The sequence below is a fragment of the Bradyrhizobium sp. BR 10261 genome, assembly GCF_019455395.1.
In the GTDB taxonomy this organism is placed as follows: domain Bacteria; phylum Pseudomonadota; class Alphaproteobacteria; order Rhizobiales; family Xanthobacteraceae; genus Bradyrhizobium; species Bradyrhizobium manausense.
In genome coordinates this window covers 422,702-442,652 of the sequence record NZ_JACOFQ010000001.1, presented here as the reverse complement: position 1 = coordinate 442,652, position 19,951 = coordinate 422,702, and the positions used below count along the sequence as shown (strand labels likewise).

16 protein-coding genes are annotated in these 19,951 nt (G+C 63.7%); 8 read left to right on the top strand and 8 right to left on the bottom strand.

Annotated features, from left to right (window positions below; all coding sequences use genetic code 11):
• Together HYH07_RS02045 and HYH07_RS02040 are read left to right on the top strand one after the other, a co-directional pair.
• A partial coding sequence (locus HYH07_RS02045) for a thiolase C-terminal domain-containing protein (protein ID WP_409363870.1) occupies window positions 1-723 on the top strand: 723 nt, incomplete at its 5' end.
• Window positions 724-866: 143 nt separating this feature from the next.
• Complete coding sequence (locus HYH07_RS02040; protein ID WP_128959179.1) at window positions 867-1,781, top strand: SDR family oxidoreductase; 915 nt, start codon at window positions 867-869, stop codon at window positions 1,779-1,781.
• 170 nt (window positions 1,782-1,951) lie between these two features.
• On the opposite strand, the gene ppc is transcribed toward HYH07_RS02040, so the two are convergent.
• Both ppc and HYH07_RS02030 read right to left on the bottom strand, forming a co-directional pair.
• Window positions 1,952-4,744 (bottom strand): phosphoenolpyruvate carboxylase, encoded by a 2,793-nt coding sequence (ppc, locus tag HYH07_RS02035; protein ID WP_220000873.1) that lies wholly within the window; start codon window positions 4,742-4,744, stop codon window positions 1,952-1,954.
• Between the two features lie 130 nt (window positions 4,745-4,874).
• A complete protein-coding gene (locus tag HYH07_RS02030) occupies window positions 4,875-5,279 on the bottom strand; it encodes a YccF domain-containing protein (RefSeq protein ID WP_220000872.1) in 405 nt (134 codons plus the stop codon).
• Window positions 5,280-5,466: 187 nt separating this feature from the next.
• Between HYH07_RS02030 and glgX the strand changes: the two genes are divergently transcribed.
• Window positions 5,467-7,584 carry a glycogen debranching protein GlgX gene (gene glgX / locus HYH07_RS02025; RefSeq protein ID WP_220000871.1) on the top strand — a complete coding sequence of 706 codons (2,118 nt, stop codon included), beginning with the start codon at window positions 5,467-5,469 and terminating at the stop codon, window positions 7,582-7,584.
• 130 nt (window positions 7,585-7,714) lie between these two features.
• Here glgX and HYH07_RS02020 read toward each other — a convergent pair whose 3' ends face one another.
• Together HYH07_RS02020 and HYH07_RS02015 are read right to left on the bottom strand one after the other, a co-directional pair.
• Window positions 7,715-9,259, bottom strand: coding sequence for an acyl-CoA synthetase (locus HYH07_RS02020; RefSeq protein ID WP_220000870.1), 1,545 nt, complete (start codon window positions 9,257-9,259; stop codon window positions 7,715-7,717).
• A gap of 155 nt (window positions 9,260-9,414) precedes the next feature.
• The gene (locus HYH07_RS02015) at window positions 9,415-10,224 is read right to left on the bottom strand and encodes a crotonase/enoyl-CoA hydratase family protein (RefSeq protein WP_220000869.1); all 810 of its coding nucleotides are present in this window, start codon (window positions 10,222-10,224) and stop codon (window positions 9,415-9,417) included.
• A gap of 105 nt (window positions 10,225-10,329) precedes the next feature.
• Between HYH07_RS02015 and HYH07_RS02010 the strand changes: the two genes are divergently transcribed.
• Window positions 10,330-11,202 (top strand): SDR family oxidoreductase, encoded by an 873-nt coding sequence (locus HYH07_RS02010; protein ID WP_220000868.1) that lies wholly within the window; start codon window positions 10,330-10,332, stop codon window positions 11,200-11,202.
• Window positions 11,203-11,315: 113 nt separating this feature from the next.
• The gene (locus HYH07_RS02005) at window positions 11,316-12,893 is read left to right on the top strand and encodes a fatty acid--CoA ligase (RefSeq protein WP_220000867.1); all 1,578 of its coding nucleotides are present in this window, start codon (window positions 11,316-11,318) and stop codon (window positions 12,891-12,893) included.
• Between the two features lie 117 nt (window positions 12,894-13,010).
• Here HYH07_RS02005 and HYH07_RS02000 read toward each other — a convergent pair whose 3' ends face one another.
• Window positions 13,011-14,285 carry an acyl-CoA dehydrogenase family protein gene (locus tag HYH07_RS02000; protein ID WP_220000866.1) on the bottom strand — a complete coding sequence of 425 codons (1,275 nt, stop codon included), beginning with the start codon at window positions 14,283-14,285 and terminating at the stop codon, window positions 13,011-13,013.
• Window positions 14,286-14,498: 213 nt separating this feature from the next.
• On the opposite strand from HYH07_RS02000, the gene HYH07_RS01995 reads away from it, so the two are divergent.
• Entirely contained in the window at window positions 14,499-15,278 is a 780-nt protein-coding gene (locus tag HYH07_RS01995; protein ID WP_220000865.1) for an enoyl-CoA hydratase-related protein, read from the top strand.
• A gap of 170 nt (window positions 15,279-15,448) precedes the next feature.
• Here HYH07_RS01995 and HYH07_RS01990 read toward each other — a convergent pair whose 3' ends face one another.
• Genes HYH07_RS01990 through HYH07_RS01980 form a run of 3 tightly spaced genes read right to left on the bottom strand, consistent with a single transcriptional unit; the run spans window position 15,449 to window position 17,614 of the window.
• Window positions 15,449-15,826 carry a DUF6285 domain-containing protein gene (locus HYH07_RS01990; protein WP_220000864.1) on the bottom strand — a complete coding sequence of 126 codons (378 nt, stop codon included), beginning with the start codon at window positions 15,824-15,826 and terminating at the stop codon, window positions 15,449-15,451.
• Between the two features lie 2 nt (window positions 15,827-15,828).
• On the bottom strand, window positions 15,829-16,815 hold the full coding sequence (locus HYH07_RS01985) for a phosphotransferase family protein (protein WP_220000863.1): 987 nt from the start codon (window positions 16,813-16,815) through the stop codon (window positions 15,829-15,831).
• 10 nt (window positions 16,816-16,825) lie between these two features.
• The gene (locus tag HYH07_RS01980) at window positions 16,826-17,614 is read right to left on the bottom strand and encodes an enoyl-CoA hydratase/isomerase (RefSeq protein WP_220000862.1); all 789 of its coding nucleotides are present in this window, start codon (window positions 17,612-17,614) and stop codon (window positions 16,826-16,828) included.
• 337 nt (window positions 17,615-17,951) lie between these two features.
• Here HYH07_RS01980 and HYH07_RS01975 point away from each other — a divergent pair, with 337 nt between their 5' ends.
• Entirely contained in the window at window positions 17,952-18,332 is a 381-nt protein-coding gene (locus HYH07_RS01975; protein ID WP_220000861.1) for a VOC family protein, read from the top strand.
• Between the two features lie 292 nt (window positions 18,333-18,624).
• Window positions 18,625-19,902 (top strand): acyl-CoA dehydrogenase family protein, encoded by a 1,278-nt coding sequence (locus tag HYH07_RS01970; protein ID WP_220000860.1) that lies wholly within the window; start codon window positions 18,625-18,627, stop codon window positions 19,900-19,902.
• Window positions 19,903-19,951: the final 49 nt, after the last annotated feature.

Here is a 19,951-nt window from a genome sequence, read left to right as displayed (position 1 = left end):
ATGTTCCCGATTCCCGTGCTGCGCTTCATGAAGACCTACGGCATCACCCATGAACAGCTCGCGTCGGTCGCCGTCGTGCAGCGCGAATGGGCGGCCAGGAATCCGCGGGCGATGATGAAGGATCCGATCACGGTCGCCGACGTGCTGAACTCGCGCATGATCGCCTATCCGTTCCGGCTGCTGCAGTGCTGCCTCGTCACCGACGGCGGCGGCGCGCTGATCCTCACCTCGGCCGACCGCGCCAGGGATTTTCCGCGCAAGCCCGTTTATATCATGGGCACCGGCGAGAGCGTGGAAACGCCGATGGTGAGCCAGATGGAGACGTTCAACTCCTCGCGCGCATTCAAGACCGCGGGACCGCTCGCGTTCAAGGAGGCCGGCATCGCGCACAAGGACGTCGATCACCTCATGATCTACGACGCGTTTGCGCATCTGCCGCTGTTCGGGCTCGGCGATCTCGGCTTCATGCCGTACGAGGAGACGGGCAAATTCATCGCTGACGGCAACACGCGGCCCGGGGCCAAGCTTCCGCTCAACACCAATGGCGGCGGCCTCTCCTACATGCATTCGGGCATGTACGGCATGTACGCGCTGCAGGAGAGCGTGCGCCAGATGCGCGGCATCGCGCCGGCGCAGGTGCCGAATGCGAAGATTTCCGTGTGCCATGGCGTCGGCGGCATGTTCGCGGCGTCAGGCACGATCGTGTTTACGAACGAGAGGTAACAGCCGGTCATTGCGGGGCGCGCTTAGCGCGAACCCGGAATCCATTGTGCAGCGAGCGAAGCGGAGACATGGATTCCGGGCTCGCGCCAGGAGGCGCGCCCCGGAATGACGGCGGAATTTGGAACGGCTAGCGGAGAACCCACATGAGCAAATCACTGCAGGACAAGGTCATCATCGTCACCGGCGCAGGCCGCGGCATCGGGCGCGAGATCGCGCTGCTCTGTGCGGCTGAGGGCGCCAAGGTCGTCGTCAACGATCCCGGCGGTGCGGCCGACGGCGCCGGCTCGAGCGCCACGCCCGCCGAAGAGGTGGTCGAGGAGATCAAGAAGCGCGGCGGCACGGCGGTCGCCAATTTCGAGTCGGTCGCGGAAGCGATTCCCGCCAGCAAGATCGTGAAGACCGCGACCGATGCCTTCGGCAGGCTCGATGGCGTCGTCAACAATGCCGGCATTTTGCGCGACATGATCTTCCACAAGATGAGCGTGGAAGCGTTCGAGGCCGTCATCAAGGTGCATCTGATGGGCTCGTTCTATGTCAGCCACGCCGCCGCGCGCATCTTCCGCGAGCAGGAGAGCGGCTCCTTCGTGCACTTCACTTCGACCTCGGGCCTGATCGGCAATTTTGGCCAAGCCAATTATGCTGCCGCCAAGCTCGGTATCATCGGGCTGTCGAAATCCATCGCGCTCGACATGGGTCGCTTCAACGTGCGCTCCAACTGCGTGTCGCCGTTCGCCTGGACCCGCATGATCGGCACCATCCCGACCGAGACCGAGGCCGAGAAGGCGCGGGTCGAGAAGATCAAGCAGATGGGCCCGGAGAAGATCGCGCCGATCTGCGCCTATCTGCTCTCCGATGCCGCCAAGGACGTCACCGGACAGATCTTTGGCGCACGCATGAACGAGCTGTTCCTGTTCAGCCAGAACCGCCCGTTGCGCTCGGTCCATCGCAGCGAAGGCTGGACGCCGCAGTCGATCGCCGAACACGGCATGCCGGCGCTGAAGGGCTCGTTCTACAAGCTGGATCGATCCGCGGACATCTTCCCGTGGGATCCGGTGTAAGGCCCGCAATCTCTCCTCGCATCATGGCCGGGCTTGACCCGGCCATCCCCGACTTGACGCGCGGTACGAGGAACGTGGATGCCCGGGCCTTCGCCTCGCCGAAGCGGCTTCGGCCGCGCAGGCGGGTCAAGCCCGGGCATGATGACTGAGGATGTGGCCGCTACGTCGCGCTACCCCGTATTCCGTAGCCCCGCCGAAATGCCGTTGATCGTCAGCTGAATTCCGCGCAGCACCTGCTCGTCCGGGTTCTGCGCGCGATGCTCCCTGAGCAGCTCGACCTGCACGTGGTTGAGCGGATCGAGATAGGGGAAGCGGTGACGTACCGAGCGCTCCAGCAGCGGGTTGCCCTGCAGCAGGCGGTCCTGCCCCATGATGTCGAGCAGCGTCTCGATGCAGGAATGCCATTCGCGGCGGATGCGGCCGAAGATTTTTTCGCGCAGCGCCTCATCGGGCACCAGCTCGGCATAGCGCGAGGCGATCGCGATCGAGCTCTTCGCCAGCACCATGTCCATGTTCGACAGCAGCATGCGGAAGAACGGCCATTCCCTGTAGAGCTCTTTCAGGAACGGCATGCCCTTGTCGGGATGTTCAGTGATCCACTGCTCGACCGCGCTGCCGAAGCCGTACCAGCCCGGCAGCATCAGGCGGCATTGCGCCCAGGAGAACACCCAGGGGATCGCGCGCAAATCCTCGATCGCGCGGGTCTTCTTGCGCGAGGCCGGACGGCTGCCAATGTTCAGCGTCGCGATCTCGTTGATCACGGTCGAGGACCAGAAATAGTCGACGAAGCCCTCGGTCTCGTAGACGAGACCGCGGTATGCCTTGAAGGCGAGATTTGAAAGCTCGTCCATCGCGATCAGATATTCGCGGCGCGGCGCGCTCTCGCGCGGCCGCAACAGGCTCGCATCCAGCGTCGCCGCAGCCAGGATCTCCAGATTATTGCGGCCGACCTCCGCGTTGGAATATTTCGACGAGATGATCTCGCCCTGCTCGGTGATGCGGATCTGGCCGTTCACGGCGCCGCCCGGCTGGGCGACGATGGCGTCATAGCTCGGTCCGCCGCCACGGCCGACCGAGCCGCCGCGGCCGTGGAAAAGGCGCAGCCGCACATGATGACGCTCGAACACCTCGACGAGCCCGATCTCGGCCTTGTAGAGCTCCCAGCCCGAGGTGACGAAGCCGCCATCCTTGTTGCTGTCGGAATAGCCGAGCATGACTTCCTGCACGCTGCCGCGGCTATCGACGAGGCGGCGATAATCGTGCAGCGACAGCATGCGGTCCATGATGCCTGAAGAGGCCTGCAGATCCTCGATGGTCTCGAACAGCGGCACGATGTTGATGGCGCTGCGCCCGGAGGGATGGACCAAGCCGACCTCCTTGAGCAACACCGCGACCTCGAGCATGTCGGACATGCCCTTGCACATCGAGATGATGCACTGGGGAATCGCGTCCGAGCCGAACTTCGCATGCGCCTCCGCGGCGGCATGGAAGACGTTGAGCTCGCCCATGGTCTCGTCGCTGTACTTGACGAAGGGCGAGACCAACGCGCGCGTCGAGCGCAATTCATTGGTGAGGAGCGAGATGCGCGCCTCCTCGCCCAGCGCGAGATAGGACATTCCGGGGTTGGCGGCGTCGATCAGCTCGGCGATGGTGCGTTCGTGCACCGCCGAGTTCTGGCGGATGTCGAGCCGCGCCAGATGGAAGCCGAAGCAATCCACCGCGCGCCGCAGCAGCCGCAGCCGGCCGCGCGCGATGACGCGGGCGTTGTTGGAGATCAGCGAGCGATGCAGCACGTCGAGATCGGCTTGCAGTTCCTTGACGCTTCCGTAGGGCGCGCCCTTGCCGACCGGCCGGCGGGTGATCTCGACCTCGAGCTTCTCGGCCGTCGCGGTCAGGCGCGCATAGATGCCTGAGACCGCAAGGCGATAGGGCTCGCCGCTCCGGTGCGGCGAGGTGTCGGGCGAGCGCTCCGCGAGGTTACGGAGCTCCTCGGAGACATCGGCGAGATGGGCGGCGATCGACAATTCCGAGCCGAGCACGTGGAGCTCGTTCAGATAGAATTGCATCACACGGCTCGACTGCAGCCGCAGCGTTCCGCGCATCACGTCGGCAGTGACGAAAGGGTTACCGTCGCGGTCGCCGCCGATCCAGCTGCCCATGCGCAAGAACGAAGCGAGCTCGCTGGCGGCCTGCTCGCCGCCCTCCTCCAGCCGGTCTTCCAGCGCGTTCACCAACCGCGGCACCTCGCGCAGGAAGGTGTAGTCGTAGAACGATAGGCCGTTGGCGACCTCGTCGAGCACGGTGAGCTTGGTGCGGCGGAGCAGATTGGTCTGCCACAACGTCAGCACCTCGCGGCGAAGCTGCTCGTCGCTGGCGGCGGCCTCGTCCGCGGTCAGCGCAACCCGCTCGCGGCGGTCGAGCAGCGCGGCGATCTCCATCTCGCGGTCCATGGTGCTTTTGCGACGGACTTCGGTCGGATGCGCGGTCAGCACCGGGCTGACCAGCGCGGTCTTGAAGAAGGCGCGCAGCGCGTCGGCGCCGATGCCGGCGGCCTTGGCCTTGGCCAATGTTTGCGCCAGCACGCCGGAACCGTTGGTGGCGCTGCGGCTGCGCATCTGACGGATGTTGTTCTGATCCTCGGCGATGTTGGCGAGGTGGGAGAAGTAGCTGAAGGCGCGGACGATCCGAACCGTCTCCGAGGTCGACATGCTGTCGAGGATCTGCTCGAGCTCGCGGCGGGCAATCCGGTCCTCGTCGCGGTGGAACCGGATCGAGGTCTGCCTGATGCGCTCGACCAGGTCGAACACGTCGGCACCTTCCTGGTCGCGCACCGTGTCGCCCAGGATGCGCCCGAGCAGGCGGATATCGTCCCGCAGCCGGGCATCGGCCTCCAGCGCCTGGACGTCCTCGGGCCGGTTCGGGCGAAGCTCGGCAGCGTCGGATGGTACGGTCTGGAGGGACATGGCTCGCTCCCCTTGTAGAGCTCCCAATGGCTCCCCGGCGGTCCGAGTGTGCGATATTTTTCTACCGCAGCGCAAGATGATCTTGGTGGCGGCGCACAGTGCCGGCGCTGGGGCCGGCGGCCCGGCAGAGTCAAGCCGGCACGATCACCTTCCCGATCGGCCAGAGCGCTATCCCAGCAAGCTTCAGATGGGCCCAGGCGAAGGGAAGGCCGATGATGGTGATGGCGAAGAGCACGGCGGTCAGGACGTGGCCGAGCGCCAGCCACCAGCCGGCCAGAACGAGCCAGATGATGTTGCCGATCACGCCGAGGGCGCCGGTGCCGATATCGCTCATGCCGGTGACCTCGTCACGGCTGACCGCGCGCGAGCCGAACGGCAGCAGCGTGTAGATGGCGATGTTGAACGCCGCCCGTGCCCAAGGCAGCCCGATGATGGTGATGGCCATGATCACTGAAGCCACCAGCCAGCCGAAGGCCATCCAGGCCCCGCCGATGAGAATCCAGATCAGGTTGAGCAGGATGGAAACTGGGGACATGAGTTTAAGAACCCTGGGATGATCCGGAGGCCAATGACCCCACTTATATAGTTGGGAAAACCGTCGCTGCGAAGGCGGCACCCACTTCATCGAATTGACGCACGCATTGCCCAGAATGGCACGGCGTTTGAAACATTCGGGGCGCAATGGCATTGCTGTCGCGGCCATCGGGGCCTAGGGGGGTCGCATGTCCGATTTCATCATCGAGGAAGGCCTGCCCTATCCACTGGGTGCCCATTGGAGCGGCAACGGCACCAACTTCGCGGTATTTTCAGCCAATGCCACCAAGGTGGAAGTCTGCCTGTACGATGGCGATCGCGAGACGCATCGCTTCGAGCTGCCGGAATATACCGATCAGGTCTTCCATGGGTACATCAGCGGCGTCGGCCCCGGCACCTTTTATGGCTATCGCGTCCACGGGCCCTATCAGCCCGACGCCGGTCATCGCTTCAATCCCAACAAGCTGCTGCTCGATCCCTATGCCCGCGCCCATGCCGGGAGCCTGACCTGGAATCCGGCCGTGTTCGGCTACATCATGGAGACGGGCGACGATACAACGTTCGACGAACGCGACAGCGCGCCGTTCATGCCGAAATGCGTCGTGGTCGATCCTGATTTCGACTGGCAGGCCGAGGCGGCGCGGCAGAACGTTCATTGGGACGAGACCATTGTCTACGAGACCCACGTCAAGGGCTTTACGAAGAAGCATCCCGCGGTGCCGGAAAGCTTGCGCGGCACCTATGCCGGCTTCGCCGCGCCCGAGATGATCGCGCATCTGACATCGCTCGGCGTGACCTCGATTGAACTGCTGCCGGTCCATTCCTTCATCAATGACGACAATCTCCTGAAGAAGAACCTGGTCAATTACTGGGGCTACAACACCATCGGCTTCTTCGCGCCCGACCCGCGCTACGCCTCGGACGTGCCGAACTCCTTGCGCGAATTCAAGGAGATGGTCTCGAAGCTGCACGGCGCCGGCCTCGAGGTGATCCTCGACGTCGTCTACAACCACACCGCCGAAGGCAACGAGCTCGGGCCGACGCTGTCCTTCAAGGGCATCGACAATGCGAGCTATTATCGCCTGCTGCCCGACCGGAAGCGCTATTACATCAACGACACCGGCACCGGAAACACCGTCAACCTGTCGCATCCGCGCGTGATCCAGATGGTGATGGACAGCTTGCGCTACTGGGCCGGCCATATGCATATCGACGGCTTCCGCTTCGACCTCGGCACCATTCTCGCACGCGAAGTCTACGGCTTCGACGAGCAGAGCGGATTTCTCAAGGCAATGGATCAGGATCCGCTGCTGTCGACCGTCAAGCTGATCGCCGAGCCCTGGGACTGCGGACCCGGCGGCTACCAGGTCGGCGGCTTCCCGCCCGGCTGGGCGGAGTGGAACGACAAATATCGCGACACGGTGCGCGATTATTGGCGCGGCGAGGCGCCGCCCTCCGCCCTCGCCTCGCGGCTGCTCGGTTCCGGCGACATCTTCGGCCGCTGGGGCGGCCGTCGCTCATGGGCCAGCGTCAACTTCATCACGGCTCATGACGGTTTTACGCTGAACGACTGGGCGAGCTACAACGACAAGCACAACGAAGCCAATGGCGAGGGCAACCGCGACGGTAATTCCAGCAACCGCTCCTGGAATTGCGGCGTCGAAGGCCCGACGGACAACCAGGAGATCGTCGGACTGCGCGAGCGGCAGAAGCGAAACATGCTGGCGACCCTTTTGCTCTCGCAGGGAACGCCGATGCTGCTCGGCGGCGACGAGTTCGGCCGCACCCAGCAGGGCAACAACAACGCCTATTGCCAGGACAGCGATATCTCCTGGTTCGACTGGACCATGGGCGAGCATGCGCAGAAGCTGCTCGCCTTCACCAAGCGGGTGATCCAGCTGAGGCGCGACTATCCGATCCTGCGCCGCAGCCGCTTCCTCACCGGCGTGCATGATGCGCAGCTCGACATCCGCGATGTCGTCTGGATCAATGCCAATGGCAGCGAGATGTCGAACGGCGAGTGGGAAAGCGGCTGGCTCAAATGCTTCGGTGCCATGCTTGACGGCCGTGCACGCAAGACCGCGATCCCGCGCCACGGTGAGGACGACAGCGTGCTGATCATCCTCAACAGCTATGAGGGCGAGGTCGACTTCAAGCTGCCGCACACCACGGCCGGACCGTGCTGGTCGCTGCTGCTCGACACCAATGCCGCCGACGGCGCATCCGGCGTCCGGTTCGAGTTCGACGGCATCTATAAGGTGCCGGGCCGATCGTTCCTGCTGTTCGTCGGCGGAGAGCTGGTGTAGGGGGCTTCGCTGTCGTAGCTGTCGTAGGGTGGGCAAAGGCGCGTTTGCACCGTGCCCACCATCTGTCTCCGTACGCGAGAATCGGTGGGCACGCTCCGCTTTGCCCACCCTACAGGTCCGCGTCGAAAGGTCAGATCTTCCGCCCCGCCAGCTCCCAATAGGGATCGCACAGGCGGCGTTTGAAGATTTTTCCGGAGTCCTCGCGCGGCAGGCCCGTGCGGATCTCGATATGCTTCGGGACCTTGTAGTCGGCGAGTGAGCTCTTCAGTCGCGCACGGATGTCGGCGACACCGAGCGTAACGCCCGGTTGCGGCTCGACCACCGCCATGAGCGCCTCGCCGAACTCGGCATCGGGGATGCCGAACACGGCGCAATCATGCACGCCCGGGACGGCATGCAGCACCGACTCGATCTCGGCCGGATAGATGTTGACGCCCCCTGAGATCACCATGTCGCGCTTGCGGTCGCAGATGAAGACGTAGCCATCTTCGTCGATATAGCCGACATCGCCCGAGGTGATGAAACCGTCGCGGTCGATCTCGGCGCGCTTCTCCGGCTTGTTGTGGTAGGTGAAGTCGGCAAGCCCCGCCATGCGGGAATAGATCTCGCCGGTCTCGCCGACGCCGAGCAGGCGGCCGTCGTCGCCGATGAAGCGGAGCTCGGCGCCCGGCGAAATCTTGCCGACCGTACCCGGCTTCCTGAGCGCGTCCTCGGAGGTCGCGAAGGTGACGGCGCCGGATTCGGTCGAGCCGTAGAATTCATAGATCACGGGCCCCCACCACTCGATCATAGCGCGCTTGACGTCCGCCGGACAGGGCGCGGCCGCGTGAATGACGTGACGAAGCGAGGAGACGTCGTACTTCTTGCGGACCCCCTCCGGCAGTTTCATCAGGCGGATAAACATGGTCGGCACCATGAAGATGGTGTCGATCTTGTACCGCTCGATCGCTTGCAGAAACTCTTCCGCCTCGAAGCGCGGCATCAAGACCAGCGCGCCGCCGAGCTTGCCTGCACGGATACCGAACGAGTTCGGCGCGGAGTGATAGAGCGGACCTGGCAGGATCGCGCGGGCGCCGGGTTTCAACCCATAGATCGTCGCACGCATACGCTCGCCGGCCGCCTGCTGCTCCGGCGTCGGGGCGTTGCGACGTACGCCCTTGGGATGACCTGTCGTGCCTGACGTGTAGATCATGTTCATCGGCTGCGGCACGACCGGGCCGTCATAGGGCTGATGCTGCGCGAGCCAGGACTCGAAATCGATTGCGAAGTCCGGCGTATCGAGGTGATCGGGATCGATCTTGTAGGTCTTCAGGATTTCCGGTGGCGTCGGCACGCTGAGCACGGTGACGCCATCAGGAATCGCATCGCGCAGGACGTGCAGCATGTCCGCATGTCCGATCAGCACGGAGGTGCCGGTATCACCGAGGATGTAATTGATCTCCTCCGGCTTGAAGTGCCAGTTGATCGGCACGCCGTAGGCCCCAAGCCGCATCGCGGCGTAGGCGGCCTCGAGGAAGGCGATGTCGTTGCGCATCAGCATGCAGACGCAATCACCTTGCTTGACGCCTGACATGGCGAGACCGGAGGCGATGCGATCGGCGCGATCGGCGACATCGGTGTGGGCGCGGCGGCGGTCGCCGGAGACGATGCCGCGGAATTTGGACGTTTCGCTCATTCTTGTTTTCCGATCTTCCGTCGGGTTGAAGGAGGCACTGAGGCCGTCATTCCGGGGCGGTGCGAAGCATCGAACCCGGAAATCCATTTCACAGCGGACGACGAGGCCCAATGGATTCCGGGCCTGCGCCTACGGCGCATCCCGGAATGACGAACTCAATCCACATACTTCGCCGCGCGCTTCTCCAGGTTCGACCGCACCGCTTCGGTCTGGTTCGGGCTGCCGATCAGCTTCTGCTGCTCGACCGACTCCGCAAGCAGCGCAGGTCCTGGATCGACCGAGAGATTGTTCAGCAGTCGCTTGGCGGCTCGGATCGCATCGGGGCTCTTGCCGGCGATCTCACGCGCGACTTCGAGCGCCGCAGCGCGCGGATCATCGCAGATGCGGGTGGCGAGACCGTAGCTCATCGCTTCCTGCGCGGAGAAGATGCGGCCCGTGTAGGTGAGATCGCGCAGGATGTCGTCGCGCACGAGGCTCGCCAGGATCGGCGTGCCCGCCATGTCAGGCACGAGACCCCATTTGATTTCCATGATCGACATCCGCGCATCGGGGCTCAGGAAGCGCATGTCGGCGCCGAGCGAGAGCTGGAAGCCGCCACCGAAGGCAACGCCGTGCACGGCCGCAATCACCGGAACCGAGAGCTGGCGCCAGCCCCACACCGCTTGTTGCGGAAAGTTGGCCTGGCCATGCGTGCGCTTGGTGAGATCGCGATTTTCGCCACCCGGAATTCCGTTGCCGCCCTTCTCCCTCATGGCAGCAAAACGTCCCATGTCGAGACCAGCGCAGAAGGCGCGGCCCTCGCCTGACAGCACGACAGCGCGTACGCCTTTTTCCCTCGAAAGACGCTCGGTTGCCGCGACAAGCGCCTCGAACATGGCTTGATCCAGCGCATTCATCTTGTCGGCGCGCACCAGGCGCACGTCGGCAACACCTTCCGAGATCGAGATCGAGACGCGCTCTTCCATGGATGAATTCTCCCCTGTTCTTGTTCGGTGCCGCTTTACAGAAAGCTGACGGCCGGATTTAGTCAATCGACCAATTAACTGACGATACGTATGGGAGAAACAGCCATGTTCAAGGAAAATCTTCTGGCTGGGCGGCGCATTCTCGTGACCGGCGGCGGCACTGGGCTCGGCAAGTCGATGGCGGCGCGCTTCCTTCAGCTCGGCGCCGAGGTACACATCTGCGGACGGCGCAAGATCGTCTGCGACGAGACCGCGATCGAGCTGATGGGTGAGTATGGCGGCCGCGTCACCAGCCACGGCGTCGATATTCGAAACGCGCTCGCCGTCGAGGAGATGATCGACAACATTTTTCGCGACGCGCCGCTAACCGATCTCATCAACAACGCCGCCGGCAATTTCATCTCGCGCACGGAAGAGCTCTCGCCGCGCGGCTTCGATGCGGTCGCCAACATCGTCATGCACGGCACGTTCTACGTGACCCATGCGGTCGGCAAACGCTGGATCGCGCTGAAGCAGCCCGGCAACGTCGTCTCGATCACCACGACCTGGGTGCGCAACGGATCGCCCTATGTGGTGCCGTCGGCCATGAGCAAGTCTGCGATCCACGCCATGACGATGTCGCTTGCGGCCGAATGGGGCCGCTACGGCATCCGCCTCAACACCATCGCACCCGGGGAAATTCCGACCGAAGGTATGAGCAAGCGCATCAAGCCCGGTGACGAGGCCGGTGCGCGCACCAAGGCGATGAATCCGATGGGCCGGGTCGGGACCATGGAGGAGCTGCAGAACCTCGCGGTGTTCCTGATCTCCGGCGGCTGCGACTGGATCACCGGCGAGACCATCGCCATGGACGGCGCCCAGGCGCTCGCCATGGGCGGCAATTTCTACCAGCTCCGCGACTGGAGCGACGACGACTGGAAGACCGCGCGCGAAAGCATCATGGCACAGAACGAGAAGGACCGGGCGAAGCGGGGGTAAGCCTCTCTCGTCGTCCTGGCTTTCGCCAGGACGACGGTGGGGCACCACCTTGTCTTCACCCGCCGATCACGCCACACTCCCCGGCATAAAGACAAAACACCCACGGGAGAAACATGTCCACACAGCCATTGGCTGACCTCGCCGACATGGTGCGCGAGCGCGCGACGAGCCGCGGCAAAGCGATCGCCTTCGAGTTCGAGGGCCGCGTGACCAGCTTTGCCGAATTCGACATCAAGACCAACAAGGTCGCCAACGCGCTTCTCGCGATGGGCGTGAAGAAGGGCGACCGCATCGCCTATCTCGGCAAGAACAGCGATTTCTATTTCGAGCTGCTGATGGGTGCGATGAAAGCCGGCGTGGTGATGGCGCCGGTGAACTGGCGGCTCGCGGGGCCGGAGGTCGCCTTCATCGTCTCGGACTGCAAGGCGCCCGTGCTGTTCGTGGGACCGGAATTCATCACGCAAATCCGTCAGATCAGGGACCAAATCCCGGGCGTGCGCACGATCATCACGACCGAGGGCGGCGCGCCGGAGTGGCAGGATTTCACGGCCTGGCGGGACGCGCAGAGCGGCGACGACCCGAAGGTTGCGATCGATACCCGTGACATCGCGATTCAGCTCTACACGTCAGGGACCACGGGCAAGCCGAAGGGCGCGATGCTGAGCCATGCGAACTTCCTCAACCTCGTGCAGACCGGCAATGCCGAGGACAAGCCGGAATGGAACCGGTGGTCGACCGACGACGTGTCGCTGGTGGCGATGCCGATCTTCCACATCGGCGGCTCGGGGTGGGGCGTGATGGGACTCTATCACGGCGCCCGTGGCGTGATCGCGCGCGAGTTCGATCCGACCAAGGAGCTGGATTTCTTCGAGCAGTCGGGCATCACTAAACTCTTCATGGTGCCGGCAGCGATGCAGTTCGTGGTGCGGCAGCCGCGCGCCAAGACGGTCGACTTCTCTCGGCTGAAATACATGCTGTACGGCGCCTCCCCCATTCCGGCGGCGCTGCTGAAGGAATGCATCGAGGTCTTCAAATGCGGCTTCGTGCAGATGTATGGGATGACCGAGACGACAGGCACTATCGTCGCGCTGCCGCCGGAGGACCACGTCGAGGGTCTCGAGCGGACGCGCTCCGCCGGCAAGGCGCTGCCGGGCGTCGAGATCGCAATCCTCGATGCCGACGGCAAACCGCTGCCGCCGCGCCAGGTCGGCGAGATCGCGACGCGCTCCGGCTCCAACATGGCCGGCTATTGGAATTTGCCGGAGGCAACCGCTGCGACGCTGCGCAGCGACGGCTGGCTACGCACGGGCGATGCCGGCTACATGGACGAGGACGGCTACCTCTACATCCACGATCGCATCAAGGACATGATCATCTCCGGCGGCGAGAACATCTACCCCGCCGAAGTCGAGAGCGCGCTGTGCGATCATCCTGACGTCGCGGAAGCCGCGGTGATCGGCGTACCCGACGACACCTGGGGCGAAGCGGTGAAGGCGGTCGTGGTGATGAAGCCGGGCAAGCAGGCAACCGCCACCGACATCATCAACTTCACCCGGACGCGCATCGCCGGCTACAAGACGCCGAAGAGCGTGGAGTTCTTGCCGGCGCTGCCGCGGAATCCGAGCGGCAAGATCCTGCGGCGGCAATTGCGGGAGCCCTATTGGGCGGGGAAGCATCGACGGGTGAATTGATCCGCAGGTGCCGTAGGGTGGGCAAAGGCGCGAAGCGCCGTGCCCACCATCTCGTTCCGTATTCAAGTGATCGTGGGCACGCTTCGCTTTGCCCGCCCTACGGCACCGGTGCAAGCCTCAATGCTTCCCCGGCCCCATATAGCCGAACAAGAACCCCGCCACTTTGCGCATCTGGATCTCCTCACTGCCCTCGGTGATGCGGTAACGCCGGTGATGCCGATAAATGTGCTCGAACGGCTTGTGGCGTGAATAGCCCATGCCGCCGTGGACCTGCATGGCGCGGTCGGCCGACTCACAACAAAGACGGTTTGCAATATAGTTGCACATCGAGACACGGTCGGAGAGCGTGCGCTCGATCTGCTCCTCGTTGAGCTGGTCCATCTCCCAGGCGGTCTTCCGGATCAACAGGCGCAGCATCTCGGCTTGGGTCGCAAGCTCAACCAGCGGAAACTGGATCGCCTGGTTCTCGGCAAGCGCCTTGCCGAACGGCTTTCGCTCACGGGCGTATTTGACGCTCTCGTTAATGCAGTAGACGGCAGCGCCCAGCGAGCTCGCAGCCTGGCGGATGCGGTTTTGATGGACAAAACATTGCGCCAGCGACAGGCCGCGGCCGACCTCGCCGAACTGTGCATCTTCAGGCACGAACACGTCCGTAAAGCTGACACGCGGATGGTCGGTCGGCATGTTGAAGGTCCACATATATTCCTCGACCTTCACGCCGTGGCTCTTGGCCGGTACCAGGAAGCAGGTGATGCCGCGCGCGTCGCCGTCATTGCCCGACGTGCGCGCGAACAGCGCGCAATGCGTGGCGACATGCATGCCTGTCGTCCACATCTTCTCGCCGTTGATGATCCAGCCCTTGACCTTGTCTCTGACCGCAGGCACCGCACGCGTCTCCATGTGCGTGGCGTCCGAGCCGTGATGCGGCTCGGTCAGGCCAAAGGTGATGCGATACTTGCCCTTGATCGAGCCGTCGATCATCGCCTTCTGGTCGTCGCTTCCGTAGCGGTCGAGCATGGTGACGACGGGGAAGTTGCCGACAATGGAGTGCTCGTTCTGGAGATCGTTGTGGAGGCCGAGGCCCTTCGCGGCAAAGTGCTCGCGGATCACCGCCATCCAGAGGTTGGAGCCGTCCTTGCCGCCATATTGCTTCGGTACCGGAAAGCGCAGATGGCCAGCGGCGTCGGCGAGATCCTTGGCCTTGCGCAGCAGCGCTTCCCATTCATGCCGTGGCAGGCCCCCATTTTCGAAATCGGTGCGCGCCCATTCGCGGCGATGATCGAAAAAGCGGATGTTGTCGTCGGCCTGTTCCAGCGGCTTGATCTCGCGCTCGATGAAACGATCGAGCTCTCCGAGATAGGCGACGAGATCGGCAGGCAGTGAGAAATCCACAGGTTCTCTCCCGGATCGATTTTATCGTTTTGCGTTAAGGCGCTAGGCGCGCTTTTGCTTCGCACGATTAAGGTGAGAAGTGCGCGCGCAAGTCAAGCAAGCCGACGCGTGTGAGACGCGCAAGGCGCACCCGCGCAATTCGATGGTGCTCTCGCGCTGTGGCGCGATAGTATGATTCCAATATTCCTTCACGAGAAAATGCGGGAGCGCGCGATGGAGCTGAAATTCTCAAAGGTGGAACGCAAGGGGCCGATCACAATCGTCACGCTGTCGCGGCCCGAGGTCTACAACGCGCTGCACATCGAGGCGCATTTCGAGCTCAACAAGGTATTCGACGATTTCGCAACGGACCCCGAGCAATGGGTCGCCATCGTCACCGGCGCCGGCGACAAGGCATTCTGCGCCGGCAACGATCTGAAATGGCAGGCGGCCGGCGGCAAGCGCGGCTGGGACAAGGGCGGCTTTGCCGGCCTCACGTCGCGTTTCGACTGCGACAAGCCGATCATCGCCGCGGTCAACGGCGTTGCCATGGGCGGCGGTTTCGAGATCGCGCTGGCCTGCGATCTCATCATTGCCTCGGAGAATGCGACCTTCGCCCTGCCCGAGCCGCGCGTGGGCCTTGCCGCACTCGCCGGCGGCCTGCACCGCCTGCCGCGTCAGATCGGCCTGAAGCGCGCCATGGGCATGATCCTCACGGCGCGCCATGTCAGTGCCAGGGAAGGATTTGAGCTCGGCTTCGTCAACGAGGTGGTGCCGCAGGGCGAGGCGCTCGCCGGCGCGCTGCGCTGGGCGGAGATGATCACCAAGAACTCGCCGATGTCGATCCGCGCCTCGAAGCAGACCATCCGGAAGGGCCTCGCCGTGTCGCTCGAGCAGGCGATCGAGGAGCAGCGCGAATATCCAGCCGTGAAGGCGATGGTCGCCTCGCAGGATTACATCGAGGGGCCGAAGGCGTTTTCGGAGAAGCGGCCACCGAAATGGGTGGGGAAGTAGACGATCTTTCCCGTCACGACGACGAGCGCCCCCACTATCACCGGTGTCATGCCCCGGCTTGACCGGGGCATCCAGTACGCCGCGGCTTCTCGGTTTAGTTTCCGCTGTTTCTGGAATACTGGATCGCCCGCCTTCGCGGGCGATGACACCGAGTATGGAGCGCGACCGCCCTACCCACCTTGCCCCAGCTCGCGCTTGTAGGACGCATAGTTCGGTTGATCGACTGCAAGCTTGTCCATCGTAGTCGCCCACAGATGCTCGGCGAGGCCCGGCGTTGCGAGATCAACCTCGCCCTTCGCGATACGCTCCGCGAGCTCGCGATTAAGCTCGGTGACCGAGCCGTCAACACCGAGCAGCGCGCGCAGCCGCTCGACCTCCTTGGCGTCACTCCCCGCCTCCCGCGTCAGCTGACGCGTGACGAGATCGAGGATGTTGATCGCAACGCGCAGCTTGAATGCCTGATGGCCTGATATCAGCGGGGTGATGTCGTTGCGGAGGAAATCGGCGACCGCCTTGGTCAGCTCGATCGGTGTCGGTTCGTCCTGCATGCCTAATCTCCCCGCGGCGCGAGCAGCCGCAACAGATCGATCTCGGTCTCCGAGGCGCGGCGCCCGATCATGGCGCGCTCCATGGAATGATCCGGCCCCTCGCGGAACCGCTGCATCATGCCGCCGCACATGATGCCCCAGCGCAGCGTCCCCATCACTTCCCAGAACCTGACGCGCGCTGCATCGACCTTGCGGCCGGCAGCCTCATAACCGGCGAACAACTCCTCGCGCGAGCCAAAGCCGCCGACAGGCTTGTCGATCTCGCCAAAGCGCCATGAGTTCACGCAGACCCAGCCAAGATCTTCCATGGGATCGCCGAGATGGGCGAGTTCCCAGTCCAGCACCGCCCGGACACCGTCGGCCCCGATAACGAGATTGCCGTTGCGGAAATCGCCGTGCACCAGCGTCACTTCAGTCGACGGGCCCGGATCGTGGTCGCCTAGCCACCGCAGCGCAAGCTCGAACACCGGCTTTGGCCAGTTCAGGCTGCGATAGTCGCGATCGAACTCGGAGATCTCCTGCGTCGCGCTGCGGCTCCGCAACCCGGGCAATTTGTCCAGCGGAAGCCGATGCAAGCCCGCGAGCACACCGCCGATCTGCCGCGCCAGGATGGGACGCGCCGCGGCGAATTCATCATCGCGGAGAATCTTGCGGGCGATGGTCTCGCCCTCGACCCGCTGCATGATGAAGCCGGTGCCGAGATCGTCATCCGGCGTCAGCACATGCATCACGCGCGGCGACGGCACGCCGGCCTCGAAGGCCAGCTGCATCAGCTGCGCTTCAGCTGCAAGACCCGCCGCGCGCGTTGGCGCAGCACCATAGCCCTTCGGCGAACGGCGCAGGATCGCGCCGATCGGGCCGTCGGGATGGGTGATGTCGAAGCGCCAGGTCTCCTGGCTGGCGCCGCCCGACAGCTTTGCCGCGGAGGTAGCGCCGGTTGCGCCCGGACACCAGCGCTGGACGCTGCGGGAAAGCTCCGCCTCGATCATTTGCCTTTGATCATTTGCCGTTGAATTTGGCCGGCCGCTTCTCGAGGAAGGCGCCGACACCCTCGCGGAAATCCTGGGTATCGCCGGCACGGAGCTGACACTGGAATTCGAGATTGAGCTGCTCTTCGAAGGAATTTTCCGGGCTATCCCAATAGAGCTTGCGGATCAGCGACAGCGCCACCGTCGGGCCACTGGCGAGGTCGCGCGCGAGCTTCATCGCTTCCTCCATCAGCACGCCGTCATCATAGACGCGGTTGACGAGGCCCCATTCCAGCGCCTTCTCGGCCGGCAGCCGTTCGCCCATCAACGACAGTTCGACCGAACGCGCCTTGCCGATCAGCCGCGGCAACAGCCAGGTCGAGCCGCAATCCGGCACGAGGCCGATGCGGCGGAACGCTTGCAGGAAGTAAGAGGAACGCGCGCACAAGATCATGTCGCCGAGCAGCGCGAAGCTCATGCCGGCGCCGGCGGCGGGGCCGTTGACCGCGGTCACGATCGGGCAATGCAGGTTGCGGATGCGGCGCAGGAACGGATGGAAGCCGGTCTCCAGCGTCAAGCCGGCCTTGGTCTTCTTGGACTGGTTGTTGCGGCCTTGAAGATTTGCACCGGTGCAGAACGCGCGGCCCGCGCCGGTCAGAACGACGCAGCGCACCTCGTCCTTTTTCTCCTCGATCGCGTCGAGCGCATCGGAGAGGCCGCCCAGCATGTCCACGGAGACCGCGTTCATCACCTCCTGATGGTCGAGCTTGAGGATCGCGACCGAACCATCGAATTCGAGCGTGACGTGTTTGAACTGCATGGTTTCCTCGTCAGTTGCGGCGCGATGTTTCGCAGACCGGAATTTGGTTTTGCCGGGGTGCATATTTGATTTTTGGCGCGGTCTTGTCCATGGTGATCATGGCATGGCAAGCAATCTTGCGCGCAGCGGCTGATGCGCGGCATACCAAGACGTCTTGCCAAAAACAGGAAACGCGCCATGGACCTTTTCGACCTCACGGGACGCGTCGGCCATACAGAGTGTTGAGATTTCGTAGGGTGGGCAAAGGCGCCCTTGCGCCGTGCCCACGCCGTCCAGACGTGGTGGGCACGCTTCGCTATTCCCACCCTACAGTTCAAAGCTGGGAGGAAGAAAGACCATGTTCTCACACGTCATGATCGGCACCAACGATCTCGACAAGGCCAAGGCGTTCTACGACGCGCTGCTCGGCACGCTCGACGTGCGTCCGGCCAAGGTCGATGGTCACCGCATCTTCTACTTCACCAGGACCGGCGTGTTCTCGGTGACCCGGCCGATCAACGGGGAGCCGGCGACCTGCGCCAATGGCGGCACCATCGGCTTTGCCGCCAACTCGCCCGAGCAGGTCGACAGATGGCACGCCGCCGGCATCGCCGCTGGCGGGATGCCGATCGAGAATCCGCCGGGGATCCGCGAGGGCGGGGGGAACAAACTCTATATTGCTTACTTGCGCGATCTCGACGGCAACAAGATCTGCGCGATGCATCGGATGCCGAGCTGAGCTGCAGCAACCACCACCGTCATGCCCCGCGAAGGCGGGGCATCCAGTACGCCGCGGCCTCTCGGTTCTATCACTGCGGCCTCGGAGTACTGGATCGCCCGATTAAATCGGGCGATGAGTGCGGAGATGGCGCACCGATACGCAGAAACTTCACCACCATTCAAACAACATTTCAAACGTCTCGCGAAAATTCCATCGCATGGCATGGCCCGCGCGAAAAAATACGCGCTCGCACTTTCACGGCGCTGCGACTATTCTCCCGGCCAACACGATCAGCGCCCCGGGAGGAACAATGACAAAACACGCCTACTTTCCCCGCACCACCAACTACACGCTCAATCCGGGTGATGAGCTCAATGACCTACGCATGTCGGACCAGGTCCGGCCGCTCTACGATCACGTCAAGAAGTTCATCCGCGAGACGGTCGAGCCGATGTCGATCGAGTTCGCCAAGGCAGGCGAAGGCAAGGAGGACCGCTGGAGCTTTACGCCGAAGCAGCTCGAGGTGCTCGAGGTCGCCAAGAACAAGGCCAAGAAGGAAGGCCTCTGGAATTTCTTCCTGCCTGATGACGAGACCGGCCAGGGCCTGAAGAATCTCGATTACGCCTATATCGCCGCCGAGCTCGGCAAGAGCCCGCTTGCATCCGAGACCATGAACTGCTCGGCGCCCGACACCGGCAACATGGAGGTGCTGGAGCGCGTCGGCACCAAGGAGCAGAAGGAGAAGTGGCTGAAGCCGCTGCTCAACGGCGAGATCCGTTCGGCCTATGTCATGACCGAGCCGAACGTCGCCTCCTCCGACGCCAAGAACATCTCGACCACGGCCAAACTCGTCGGCGACGAATGGGTCATCAACGGCGAGAAGTATTACATCTCCGGCTTAGGCGATCCCCGCTGCAAGATCCTCATCGTCATGGTGAAGACCAATCCGGACGCGGCGCCGAGCAAGCAGCAGTCGCAGATCCTGGTGCCGCGCGATACGCCCGGCGTCGAAGTGCTCGGGCCCATGTACGTGTTCGGCCAGGACCACGCGCCGCGCGGCCACATGCATATGCGCTTCAACAATGTGCGGGTGCCGAAGGAGAACATTCTGCTCGGCGAGGGTCGCGGCTTCGAGATCTCGCAGCTGCGCCTCGGGCCGGGCCGCATCCATCACTGCATGCGGACCATCGGCAAGGCCGAGAAGGCGCTGGACCTGATGGTGCAGCGGGGCCTCACCCGCGAAGCCTTCGGCAAGAAGATCGCCCATCTCGGCGGCAACATGCAGATCATCGCGCAGGCGCGCTGCGAGATCGAGGCGATGCGGCTGATGGTGCTGAAGGCCGCCAAGGCGATGGACGTGCTCGGCAACAAGGAGGCCCGCGTCTGGGTCTCCATGGTCAAGGCCATGGTGCCCGAGCGCGCCTGCAAGATCATCGACCAGGCGATCCAGATGCACGGCGCCACCGGCATCTCGCACTGGACCCCCCTGGCCGAGATGTACCAGGACGTCCGGCACCTGCGCTTTGCGGACGGTCCGGACGAGGTGCACTGGATGGTCGTCGGCCGCCACGAACTGAGCATGGCTTGACTTGCGAGATGCCGTAGGGTGGGCAAAGGCGCGCTCTTCGCGCGCCGTG